15 protein-coding genes and 2 pseudogenes are annotated in these 12,206 nt (G+C 25.0%); 13 read left to right on the top strand and 4 right to left on the bottom strand.

What is annotated here, in order from left to right:
* The 4 genes and pseudogenes from atpG (at window position 1) to AAHM85_RS04315 (ending at window position 4,765) form a co-directional block, all read left to right on the top strand.
* Window positions 1-852 (top strand): ATP synthase F1 subunit gamma, encoded by an 852-nt coding sequence (gene atpG, locus AAHM85_RS04330; protein WP_342261116.1) that lies wholly within the window; start codon window positions 1-3, stop codon window positions 850-852.
* A 17-nt stretch (window positions 853-869) separates the two neighbouring features.
* On the top strand, window positions 870-2,432 hold the full coding sequence (gene atpD, locus AAHM85_RS04325) for a F0F1 ATP synthase subunit beta (RefSeq protein WP_342261115.1): 1,563 nt from the start codon (window positions 870-872) through the stop codon (window positions 2,430-2,432).
* A 14-nt stretch (window positions 2,433-2,446) separates the two neighbouring features.
* Window positions 2,447-2,764: a F0F1 ATP synthase subunit epsilon gene (locus tag AAHM85_RS04320; RefSeq protein ID WP_174480958.1), complete on the top strand. Its 318-nt coding sequence runs from the start codon at window positions 2,447-2,449 to the stop codon at window positions 2,762-2,764.
* Window positions 2,765-3,244: 480 nt separating this feature from the next.
* Window positions 3,245-4,765, top strand: a pseudogene (locus AAHM85_RS04315) (PTS transporter subunit EIIC).
* Here AAHM85_RS04315 and AAHM85_RS04310 read toward each other — a convergent pair.
* The 3 genes and pseudogenes from AAHM85_RS04310 to AAHM85_RS04300 form a co-directional block, all read right to left on the bottom strand.
* Window positions 4,762-5,289 (bottom strand): annotated as a pseudogene (locus AAHM85_RS04310) (IS5 family transposase); the annotation flags it as partial. The pseudogenes AAHM85_RS04315 and AAHM85_RS04310 overlap by 4 nt on opposite strands.
* 28 nt (window positions 5,290-5,317) lie before the next feature.
* Window positions 5,318-5,635, bottom strand: coding sequence for an IS1595 family transposase (locus AAHM85_RS04305; protein WP_342260551.1), 318 nt, complete (start codon window positions 5,633-5,635; stop codon window positions 5,318-5,320).
* Entirely contained in the window at window positions 5,635-5,796 is a 162-nt protein-coding gene (locus AAHM85_RS04300; RefSeq protein WP_342261114.1) for a hypothetical protein, read from the bottom strand. Before AAHM85_RS04300 ends, AAHM85_RS04305 begins: the two co-directional genes overlap by 1 nt.
* A 117-nt stretch (window positions 5,797-5,913) precedes the next feature.
* On the opposite strand from AAHM85_RS04300, the gene AAHM85_RS04295 reads away from it, so the two are divergent.
* From AAHM85_RS04295 to AAHM85_RS04265, 7 genes are all read left to right on the top strand, one after another.
* Window positions 5,914-6,129, top strand: a complete 216-nt coding sequence (locus tag AAHM85_RS04295) for a hypothetical protein (RefSeq protein WP_342261113.1) — start codon at window positions 5,914-5,916, stop codon at window positions 6,127-6,129.
* Entirely contained in the window at window positions 6,123-6,278 is a 156-nt protein-coding gene (locus AAHM85_RS04290) for a hypothetical protein (RefSeq protein ID WP_342261112.1), read from the top strand. Before AAHM85_RS04295 ends, AAHM85_RS04290 begins: the two co-directional genes overlap by 7 nt.
* Window positions 6,279-6,425: 147 nt before the next feature.
* Window positions 6,426-6,962, top strand: coding sequence for a hypothetical protein (locus AAHM85_RS04285; RefSeq protein WP_342261111.1), 537 nt, complete (start codon window positions 6,426-6,428; stop codon window positions 6,960-6,962).
* Between the two features lie 14 nt (window positions 6,963-6,976).
* Window positions 6,977-8,308 (top strand): hypothetical protein, encoded by a 1,332-nt coding sequence (locus AAHM85_RS04280; protein ID WP_342261110.1) that lies wholly within the window; start codon window positions 6,977-6,979, stop codon window positions 8,306-8,308.
* A 3-nt stretch (window positions 8,309-8,311) separates the two neighbouring features.
* A complete protein-coding gene (locus AAHM85_RS04275; protein ID WP_342261109.1) occupies window positions 8,312-8,602 on the top strand; it encodes a hypothetical protein in 291 nt (96 codons plus the stop codon).
* Entirely contained in the window at window positions 8,568-9,386 is an 819-nt protein-coding gene (locus tag AAHM85_RS04270) for a hypothetical protein (protein WP_342261108.1), read from the top strand. The genes AAHM85_RS04275 and AAHM85_RS04270 overlap by 35 nt, the downstream gene beginning before the upstream one ends.
* Complete coding sequence (locus tag AAHM85_RS04265) at window positions 9,386-10,207, top strand: hypothetical protein (RefSeq protein WP_342261107.1); 822 nt, start codon at window positions 9,386-9,388, stop codon at window positions 10,205-10,207. The genes AAHM85_RS04270 and AAHM85_RS04265 overlap by 1 nt, the downstream gene beginning before the upstream one ends.
* 205 nt (window positions 10,208-10,412) lie before the next feature.
* Here the strand turns inward: AAHM85_RS04265 and AAHM85_RS04260 are convergent, their stop codons facing one another.
* A complete protein-coding gene (locus AAHM85_RS04260) occupies window positions 10,413-11,075 on the bottom strand; it encodes an IS1595 family transposase (RefSeq protein WP_342260980.1) in 663 nt (220 codons plus the stop codon).
* A gap of 236 nt (window positions 11,076-11,311) precedes the next feature.
* Between AAHM85_RS04260 and AAHM85_RS04255 the strand changes: the two genes are divergently transcribed.
* Entirely contained in the window at window positions 11,312-11,830 is a 519-nt protein-coding gene (locus tag AAHM85_RS04255; RefSeq protein ID WP_342261106.1) for a hypothetical protein, read from the top strand.
* Window positions 11,831-11,833: 3 nt separating this feature from the next.
* On the top strand, window positions 11,834-12,175 hold the full coding sequence (locus AAHM85_RS04250) for a hypothetical protein (RefSeq protein ID WP_342261105.1): 342 nt from the start codon (window positions 11,834-11,836) through the stop codon (window positions 12,173-12,175).
* The last annotated feature ends 31 nt before the right edge of the window (window positions 12,176-12,206 follow it).

Here is a 12,206-nt window from a genome sequence, read left to right as displayed (position 1 = left end):
ATGGCCCAAAGTATGGAACAAATTAGACAAAAAATTAAATCTGTTAATACTAGTTATAAAATTACTAAAGCAATGCAACTAGTATCAACAGCTAAATTAAAAAAAGTAGGTAAAAGAATTGAGATGATTAAACCTTATTATTCTGAAGTTTATGATACATTCAATCAACTAATACCTAAATTAAGTAATTCAATTTATTTAAAAACAAAAGATCAAGTTATTAATAAAACAATATGAGTTGTTTTTAATTCTAATTTAGGATTATGTGGTGGTTTTAATAGTAATTTAAATAAATTAGTACTAGAACAATATAAACCACAAGATGAAATAGTTGTTATTGGTAGTAAAGGAATTTCATATTTTACTAGTCATCATTGTAAAATTATGCAATCTTATACTGAAATTAACATTCAATCATCATATAATGATTCGCAAGAAATATCTTTGTTGTTACTTTCTAAGTTTAATAATAAAGAAACTGATGCTATTAAAATTGCATATACAAAATATGTAAATACGGTAACAACAATTCCAACAATTATTGATTTATTACCAATTGTGTCTATTAAAACTAATCAAGAAAGTAATTTAATTCAAACTGATTTTGAACCAGATGCTAATACTATTATTAATAGTGCTATTCCTTTATATGTTGGTGCCATTGTTTATGGTGCATTAGTAGAATCACAAGTGTCAGAGCAAGCATTACGAAGATTAGCAATGGAAAATGCTTCAAATAATGCCAAAGAAATGAAAGATAAATTATTAGCAAGTTATAATCGTGCCCGTCAAGGTGCTATTACCCAAGAAATTTCAGAAATTATTGGTGGTGCTGATGCCCAATCATCATAATAAAGGAGTAAACTAAAATGAAAAATGCAACTAGTAAAAAACCTATAACAATTAAAGAAAAAAATGTTAGTGATAAAAATTCTTTAAAAAAGGATAACACTAAAGTTATTGCTAAAGTAAAAGCAAAAGTGACTAAAAAAGTAGTTAATAGCAAAGAAAGTGTTAAAACTAGTAAACAATTACCAACTAAACGAAATATTGGAAAAATTGTTCAAATTTCAGGTCCAGTTATTGATATTCGTTTTAATGATAATAGTTTACCTAATTTAAATAATGCTATTAGTATTGATAATAATGGTCAAAAATTAATTGTTGAAGTTGCAAAACATATTGGTGATGATAGTGTTCGATGTATTTCAATGGGTCCAACCGAAGGGTTACTACGTGGTCTTGAAGCAGTTGATTTAGGAATACCAATTAGTGTTCCTGTTGGTGAAGAAGTTTTGGGTAGACTTTTTAACGTATTGGGTGAAGTCATTGATGATGGTAAAGAACTTAAAACTAAATTAAAATATCCTATTCATCGTACACCTCCTAGTTTTGATGAATTACAATCAAAATCAGAAATTTTAGAAACAGGAATTAAAGTTATTGATTTATTAGCACCTTATGCTAAAGGTGGAAAAATTGGTTTGTTCGGTGGAGCTGGAGTTGGTAAAACAGTTTTAATTCAAGAATTAATTAATAACATAGCTAAAGAACATGGTGGTATTTCTGTCTTTTCAGGAGTTGGTGAAAGAACACGTGAGGGTAATGATTTATATTATGAAATGCAAGAGTCAGGTGTTATTAGTAAAACCGCTTTAGTGTTTGGTCAAATGTCAGAACCACCAGGTGCTAGAATGCGTGTTGCATTAACTGGTTTAACAATTGCTGAATACTTCCGTGATGAAAAACAGCAAGATGTATTATTATTTATTGATAATATATTTCGTTTTACGCAAGCTGGTAGTGAAGTATCAGCCTTATTAGGAAGAATGCCTTCAGCAGTAGGGTACCAACCAACATTATCAACAGAAATGGGTGCTTTACAGGAACGTATTGTATCAACAACACGTGGTTCTATTACATCTGTACAAGCAGTATATGTACCGGCTGATGATTTAACTGATCCAGCTCCTGCGACAACATTTACTCACTTGGACGCCAAAATTGTTTTAGATCGTAATATTGCTGCTTTAGGACTTTATCCTGCTGTTCATCCTTTACAATCTTCATCAAGAATGTTAGATCCTGCTATTGTTGGTCAGGAGCATTATGATGTTGCGCAAAGAGTTATTCAAACAATTCAACGTTTTTCTGAATTAGAACCAATCATTGGTATTTTAGGAATGGATGAGTTGAGTGAAGAAGATAAAAAAATAGTAGCTAGAGCAAGAAGAATTCGTAATTTTTGTTCACAATCATTTCATGTTGCTGAAAAATTTTCAGGTTTAAATGGTATTTATATTCCTGTTAGTCAAACTGTTAATAGTTTTAAACAAATTTTAGATGGTGAATGTGATGATTTACCAGAGCAAGCATTTTTATATGTAGGAACTATTGAACAAGCAATTGAAAAGGCAAAGAAATTGAGATAATTGAAGGTGATAGTATGGCATTAAATCTTAAAATTATTACTCCTGATGGTATTTTTTTCGATGGAGAAGTACAGTGAGTTAATGTTAAAACAACTGAAGGCTATGTTGGTATTCTTGAATGGCATACACCCTTGATTGCTAATATTCAAATATCAAAAATGTCATTTAAAATTAAAGAAAAAATTCGTAATTTAACGATTTCTGGTGGACTTTTGGTAACTGATTTACATATGGTTCGTATTATTAGTGATAAAGTTGAATATACATCAATTTTAAAAGAGCAAGAAACGAAGGTATTTGATGAACGTATTAAAAGGGTTAGTGGAGGTTAATAAATATGCATGATTCACATTTAATAAAATGAATAATTGAAATAAGTATTTATCTTTTTAGTTTTATTGCTAGCGGATTTGCTGTAAAACCAATTCCTTTTAATAAATTTCTTGATCATAAAAGAATAAAAGAATCATGAATTTTATATATGTTAACAACTTTAGTTTTTACTTATTGTATTGGTACGTTAATTATTAAATTTATTGGTTTAGATATTTGGTTTAATTTAAATTAATACTTAAAATTAAAAAAATAAAAATAGTAAGTGTTTAAAATACTTACTATTTTTATTTTTTTAATTACAATATATTATTAAAATTTATAGTAGTTATTAATAATACCTATATAGATTATAAAATTTCTTCGAAATTACTATTATAGTAGTAAAAAAATTGTTTTTATTTATTTTAATGTTGTTTTTACTATTATATATATAATATTTTTATCTGTATAGAAAAATATAGAATGGAGGTGAGAAAATGAGTAAATTTTTTCATAGGAAACAAACATCTCCTGTGGATAAGAAAAATCCTAGTTTTACTTTTAAAGGAACTTTCAATAAATTAGGTGGCAAAATGTTTGGCAAAATGCAAAACTTATCAAGAGCCATTGTTTTACCATTAGCTACATTACCAATAGCTGGTTTATTGTTAGGAATTGGTGGAGGAGTTGCTAGTGCTTTAAAGCAATTACCTAATCACGATAGTCTTGTTGGTATTATTAATATTTTTTCAATTATGCAATCAGCTGGAAACATTGTTTTTGCTATTTCTATTGCCTTTGGTTTTGCGAAAGCTAGTAAAGGTGTAGTTGCTCTTTCTGGATTTATTACTTTTATTGTTATGACTTCAGTTATTAGTGGCATCTTTTTTTGAAATCCTAAAACAGGAATGTTGGGTTTTGATCCATGAAATTTAAGTAAGGGTGCAGCTGTCAATTCAGAGAGTGGTAAATCTTCTGGTTTATTTTCTTCTGTCTTAGGATTATTTCCTACGTTTGATACTTCATTTAGGTGGCATTCTTGTTGGTTGATTAGTATTAATTGTGTTCATAATCATTCATACAATATTCGTATGCCAAGAGTATTAGCTTTTTTTGGTGGTGAACGTTTTGTGCCAATTTTAGCTGTTTTTGTTGGAATAGGAATGGGATTAGCTTTTTTCTTTATTTGACCAATGTTATTAATTGCTTTTAGAGAAATTGGTAATGGCTTAGCAGCTGGTATGAATACAGGTCAACTTACTGATGGACAGTTGTTAACTGGTGATAATTTTCATCCGACAGTTGGTGGAGCATTTATTGCAATGTTTTTTGGAATTACTGAACGTTTATTAATACCAACAGGATTGCATCACGTTCAATATGCACCTTTCTGATATACTGGAATTGGTGGAAATTGAATTAATGAATCTGGTGATCATTTTGTTGGAGCGTACAATATTTTCTTTGGATAATTTGCTTCTAATGCAGTAGGGCACATGAATCAAACACTAGGAACAATGTTTATGACTGGACGATTTGCATATATGCAATATCGATATCCATTTGCAGCCCTTGCTATGTGAATGTTAGCACGACCAGAAAATAAAAAAATGGTTGGTGGTATTTTAGGATCTGCTGCTTTAACTTCTTTCTTAACAGGAGTTACAGAACCATTGTTGTTTTCATTCTTATTTGTAGCACCATTATGTTTTGTTTTCCATGCATTTATGGCAGGAATTAGTTTTATGATGGCGTATTTATTAAATATAGTTGTTGGTCAAGGTTTTGCTGCTGGATTTATTGACTTTTCTTTCTTTGGAATATTACCAAGTATTCTTGGTAAAGAAACAGGATTCTATTGAGTATTTGTTACTGGATTAATTATGGCACCTACTTATTTCTTTGGGTTCTATTACATTATTAAGTGAAGAAATTACAAAACTTTGGGTCGTGAAGAAGGAGAATTAGCAACTAATTTAGCTTTACAAAGTGTTGAAAGTTCTTTAGAATCTGTTTAGAATCTTTTTAATAAAATTGAAATAAAGGAAAGAACAACCATTTGTAAACTAGTATTTAATTTTCTTTCACAATTTTTTCATAATCTTCTACATTTTTCTAATCAAGCAAAACTTCGCTCTACAACTCATCTTTTTGGTAATACTACAAAAGAATGTAATTCATTACGTTTTACAACTTCAACATTCGCATTTATAATTGTTTTGATTGCAGAAGCAAATTTTTCACCAGTATAACCAGCATCTACTATTATTTTTTGAACTGTAGAAAGATTTTCTTTTTCATTTTGAATTATTATTATGGCACTATTATGATCTGTTTTTTCTGCTGTAGTTACGTAAATTGCATGTGGTAAACCTTGAGAATCAACAGCAATATGACGTTTTATTCCTGAAATCTTTTTACCAGCATCATAACCTTTGTTTTTAGTAGTATCTGTATTTTTAACACTTTGTGAATCAATTATACAAAAACTGGTTTTTTCTTTTCGATGATTATTGATACGAACTTTTCTAACTAATTTTTTTCGGAATTTTACGCTTATTTGTTAACACTTAATTCTTAATAAATAATTTAATTATGATATTTTTAAATGTGATTTTTTCTTTACGGTTATTATATTTAAAACAAAATTCATTTAAATAAGATTGGAGTCATTTTTTTGAAACTCAATGAAATTGGCCGATAAAACCTCTTTTTAATATTGCTCAAAAACTTTCTATTGTATTTGTATGAATACCATTATAAGAAAAATATTTTTTGTGATTAACTTGTTCATGTGGTAAAATTTTATTCATTTTATAATATCCACGATATTCATCAGTAAAAAGAATAGAATTGTTAATATCAACATTTTCTTTAACTATTTTCATTAAATCTTCAGATTTAATACTTTTATTTTCGGAATTTTACGTTTATTTTTATATCAATAATAATCATAATCTAATAAATCTTTATTATAATCTTCTAATTTTTGATTTGCATGTTGAATATCAAAAGTATCATAATCATATTTATCATTAATTCAAGGCATGATATAAATCCTTTCTTAAATTTATGATTTGATTATAAAACTATTAAAATTAAACTGTTGTGATTTGATTTTGAGAAGATGTTATAATTAAATATATAATTTAAATAAGGTGATAATATGCCAGCAAAAAGAAAAGAATTAGGAAATTATGATGTTACAATTAGTAATTATTTAAGAACAAAAAATAAAACATTAACACCACAAGGATTAAATAATGCACTTGGAATTGATAGAAAATTTATATTTGATTGCCGACGCAGAAGCAATCCATGACAACGTAATTTTTTAAAAAGTTATGATAAAGCACGTAGTATTATTTCACTCATATGTTAGAAAAAGCATTAGTAAAACCAGAGTTAATTTATCAACATTGATTAAAATCTCATCCTAATGAATTTGATATTAATGAAGAAGATAATAGTATAAAAAGTAATATAATTATTAATATTTGTGAACCTAGAAAAATAGAAAATAATGATTAGAAACCTATAATAAATATAGGTTTTTTTCTTTCTTTTAAAGGATAAAAATGATATAATTAAATAAAGTGAATATGTTAAATAACATATATAAAAGTGACCTATTAACCAAGTGAATTATTAAATTTTATTAAAAGGGAGATTAAAAGTATGAGTGATTTTACTTTTGATGAAAAAGAAAATTATAGTTTAGATGATGTTAAAAGTTTACTAAAACAACATAGAAATGTAGTATATGCTGAAAGTAAAAAAGATATTGAACCTAAATTAAGTGAATATGAAACAAAAATAAAAGAATATGAAAATAAAATTAATAGTTTTGAAGAGCAACAATTATTTTCTAATATTAAAGATACTAAAAAAGTAAATTTAATTAAAAATTTAATGAGTACTGATAATTATAAATCTTTATCTAAACAAGAAGCATTTAATAAAATAAATGAAGATTATAAAGAATTTTTAATTGATAAAAAATCAGAACCTATTAAACAAGAAAATAAACAACAAGATAATTCAATTAATCCTACTGATTTAATTTTACAATTACATAATAATTCATTAGACCATTTTAAAATTGCTCAAGATTTAAAAAATAAAGCAACAACACAAGGAATGACTAATCAAAAAGAATTAGAAGATTTAGTTGAAATTACTAGAAATGAAGCTTTTCAATCTATTAGTAAATAGAAAGAAGTTTTATTATGGGAGCAATAAAAATACCTGAAGCATTTTTTATTAAAGGTAATAATCCTACAGAAAATGCTATTTTAAGTGTACTTGAAGCACAAGTACGTGGTGAATTAACAAGTGAAAAATCAACCATGTTTATGCGTGGAACTTGTAGTGCTTCTCAAATTGGTGAAATGGCTGGAGTTGCTATAGCAATTTATAGAGCAACTGTTCGTGTATTATGAGGTTCAACATGAGATTGAAAACAAGGTACTAAAAGACAAAAAGGTGATGTATATACAACTAAATTAGAAATTAATAAATATTTAACAATTGATTTTGAAATTCCAGAATTTGATATTGAAAGATTTATGAAAGCACCAAAAGATATTGCAGTACAAATTGTTTCAAATTGAACAGCAAGTTTTATGAGAAATTTAGGTGAAAATTTAGAATTAATATTTTTAAATGGTATTCAAGATTATGCTATTGCTAAATCATTAGTATTACCATTAGATTTAATTAATATGAATGCAGAACAAGCAAAAGAAGCTTATTATAAAATTTGAGCAAGAAATAATAAATTAATTAAATTAGTAAATTATATTACTGTAGGAACTAATAGAGAAGATTTAATGGGAGCAACTGGAATTGATAGTAATTTAGGTTTATCAAAAGCATTTACTGTTTTAAATTATAGTCAAATTTCAGCAGATACTTTAGCATATGGTAGAAGATATACAAGTTTAATTGCTGGTATGGAATTTTGAGAAAGTTTTTATTTAGAACAAGAATTTATTCATGATACTGAAAAAGCAATGCATTTAGAAAAAGATTATAGTTTATTAAATACACATGGATTTGTAGTTAATAGATATATGTGAGGTATGCCTATTTCATTTACTAAAATAAGACAAAAATTAGATAATGATACAGATAATATTAAAATTATTGGTAAATGTTTATTTGCTTTACCAAGTGCTATTAGGCCTAATTTAATGTATTTAATTAGACCAACTATGCCTACAGTTGAAGAAATAAAAGAAGCAAGAGCAAAAGATTTTTTAACTAATCCTAAAAATGAAAATGCAACTTATCAATCAACTTTATATGATGATATAAATAAATTAAATTTAGAAGATGTTATTTATTATAAAGATTTAGGAAAAATTACTATTACTGGTGATAATCCTACTAGTGATGAATTAGATACAGCAATAATAAATGTTGGTAATGTTGGATTTAATCCTAAAAAAGCAACATATACTGATATTACAACAACAAGTGCAACTATGACTGGTGATAATAAAGAATATTATGGAACAGTAAAAATAACATTTTCAAAATTAAAAAAGAAAAATTAAATTATGACTAATATATATGAATATTTTAATTATAAAAATGAAATTATTATTAATTCACCAAAACCAGAAGATTTAAATAGTTCACAAGATATATTAGCAATATTACTTTATGAATTTCCAACATTAAATCCTAATTATATAAGAGTAAGTAATGTACATGATAATTTTGCTGTTTGTGTTGGAGATAATATTAATTATCAAGGAAAAGTAATAATTAAAATTGAAAAATCTACTAATTTATTAAAAGGAGAAAATAAACATGCCAGAACATGCTGAGACTATACAATCGAATAATTATACTTTATTAAAAATAATACGTTCTTCAATAAGTCCATTATCTGCAATGATAGGTACATCAGCATATTATGGTCAACTTATAGGTAATCCAGTATTAGGTAGTATTAATTCATTATTATTTGGTAAAAAATTAGGTTTAGATATATGAAACTTAAATCAAAGACCAAGTAATAAAACAAAAGTAATTAATAGTAGTAAAAAAATATTATTAGGTTTAGGAACTATTGGTTTAGCAAATTATAGTAAATTTATAAGTACTATAATTGAACCTATTGAACCTACTACAACACATTTTCCTATTACTAGTACTACACCTATATATACAACAACATCTACTAGTACAACACCAGTTAATCCATTTCCAGATGATTTATTATTGACTGTAAATAATAATCCTAATAATTTAATGGATTGGGATACTTATATTTCATTAAATGCTTATGGTATATCAAATCTTATTAGTGGTTTAACTGAATTAATACCTAATAAATTTGAAACAATAAGAAAGATTTGTAATATGGCTACTGGTGGTTGTTTAATATCAAGTGGTGTTGCTATGGGTATTAATAATGATTTTAATAATGCTTATGCTATTCCAACTATAATAGCGGGAGCAAGTGAAATTATTCATAATTTATTACCTATTGAAACAATTAATAATTATGAAGAATTACAAGAAACTAATTTTACTATTAATAGTGAAACAAATAGTCAATATTATGATAGTGATAATATGAGTGAAGTACCATTAACTTGAGATTATAATCACATGAGTTTATAATGTTACCTTTAATTATTGAATGAATATATTATGCTTTAGCAACTAATGATATTAAATTAGCATTAATAAATGCTCTAAAAACTTATTATAAAAATCAATCATTAAAAGCAGTATTTGATAGTGAAAATATTAGTGAAAAAGAAATACATCAACCATATAGTGTTTTTAATCCAAATATACTTAAAAAATTAGCAAGTATATTAAAACCAAATGAATTATCAATATTACAAAATGAAATTAATAAATTTAAAAATCCAGTAAATAGTTTTAAAAAATCTATTATGCCAACAGAAATTAGAACTGTTAAAAATTATGTAAATAAATTTGATAATTTATTGAAAGAAAATGAAGAAGAAATACCAGATAATGCATGAGAAGTATTATCAAGTTCATGATTTAAAAAAGGTAGATTTATTGTTGATAATAAAAATTTAAAAATTGGAACCTTAACAACATTATTTCAAAGTGATAATGATAAAAGACAAATATGATATGGTCCATATACTTATCCAGCATTTCCACAAGAAATATGAATATTAATGACACAAGCTAAAGGTAAAAATGGTTCTGGTGCTGGAACAATATTTTGAAAATTTTGAAATAGAAAATGATTACCAAGTCAGTTAAGAAAATATGTTAAAAGTGAATTAGCAAAAAAAGGTAAATATTATGGTTCACAAGATATTAGTGTAATTTATCCAAATAATATTAATGTTCAAAAAACTATGAATTTTATTAATAGATTAGAAAAAGGTTTTTTTAAATTAAAAGAATATAAAACTTCGGAATTTTACGCTTATTGGTTAACACTTAATTCTTAATAAATAATTTAATTATGATATTTTTAAATGTGATTTTTTCTTTACGGTTATTATATTTAAAACAAAATTCATTTAAATAAGATTGGAGTCATTTTTTTGAAACTCAATGAAATTGGCCGATAAAACCTCTTTTTAATATTGCTCAAAAACTTTCTATTGTATTTGTATGAATACCATTATAAGAAAAATATTTTTTGTGATTAACTTATTCATGTGGTAAAATTTTATTCATTTTATAATATCCACGATATTCATCAGTAAAAAGAATAGAATTGTTAATATCAACATTTTCTTTAACTATTTTCATTAAATCTTCAGATTTAATACTTTTATTTTTTGCATGAAATAATTTAACATTACCATTTCGTTCAATAATGCCAACAACACACTCTTTACTAGTTCCTCTACCACGTAATGAGTTATTTTTATTATCAACATCATTATATTTACGCGGTTTTCCACCCACATATGTTTCATCCATCTCTAATATTTTTGCTAATAATTTAATCTCATCATTAGCCATTGCCTTTCTAATTTTATGCATCATTTTTCATACAGTTGCTAAACGTAAATTTAAGTCTCTTGAAGCTTGAGATGATGATAAACTTTTTTTAGCATTAGCCATTAATACTATTAAAATAAATCACTTTTGAAGTGGTACACGTGTATGATGAAAAATAGTTTGAGCAGTTACACTAAAAGACTTATGACATTTTTTGCATTTATAACGCGACTCTTTTAAAACAGAGTTAACTTTTTCACTAAAACAAAAAAGACATTTTGGTTTGTTATTTCATCTTATTTCTTCTAAAAATTTTATACAAGATTCTTGGTTTGGAAATTTATTTATTATGTCTAAAATATTCATTTTCAATCACCTTTAATTAGATTTTATTTTACTAATATCTAATTATAGTTTTCAGAAATAATAATGTATATAAGTTATTGCCAATAAACGTAAAATTCCGTAAAACTTTATCTAAAAATGAAATAGGAAGTACACAATGAAGATATGAAAGAAAACAATTATTAAAAAATTCTTTACATACAAGAAAATATATAAAAATTAAACAAAATTCTAATTTTTATAAAACATGAAAGTAGGTGGTAATTATTATTGAATTAGATAAACCAATTAAACCAATTGGTATATGAAATACTATTAATCCATTAAGTAAAGATAATAAAGAATATAAAAGATTAAATAAGATTTGATTTAATAAAAATAGTACTCATATTGATAAAATAAAAATTTTAATATCAAATATTTTAAAAATAACAAGTCATATTATTGGTATGTTAATAACATTATTTTTTACAATAACACCATGATTAATACCTAAAATACCAATAGAAATGGGTATAGGTAATTATACTAATCAATATAATTTTACTTGACCTGATCATTTAATATTAACTTTATTTCCTATGTTTAGTCATATTGGATTAAATATTATTACTAAATTAGGTAATTATGGAAAATTAATTAAATATATATTAATAACAATACCAATTATTATTACAAGTCCTTATTTAATATATCAATATAAACATATTAGAAAACATAAAAAAGAATGTCAATTATGTAAACAACATTCAAATAAAATTCAATTGGAGGAATAAATTATGAATTTATCAACAGAATTAATATCATCAGTAATAGGTGGAGCAGTTGCTAGTGGAATAGTTATTACATTAGTATTACTATTATTTGGTAAATCAATTAAAAAATCAAAACAATCAAATTTAGCAAAAGAATTAAAAAATAATAAAGAATTAGAATTTATTAAAGCAAATATTAAACAATTAAATAATCATTTACAATTAGAAACTACATCTACTGCTAAATTACTTGATAGTTTTAATGTAGAACAAGAACAAGTAGATAATTTTGTTTTAGCACAAAAATCTAAAAAGAAAGAATTATCAGAAAAAGATAAGAAAAAAGCAACTAAATTTAAAATTTAAAGGGTTTAAATACCCTTTATTTTACATTAAG

The organism is Spiroplasma endosymbiont of Notiophilus biguttatus (assembly GCF_964030985.1).
GTDB lineage: Bacteria > Bacillota_I > Bacilli_A > Mycoplasmatales > VBWQ01 > Spiroplasma_E > Spiroplasma_E ixodetis_A.
Note: the sequence above shows the minus strand (reverse complement) of the source record. Positions and strands in the feature narration are given on the sequence as shown.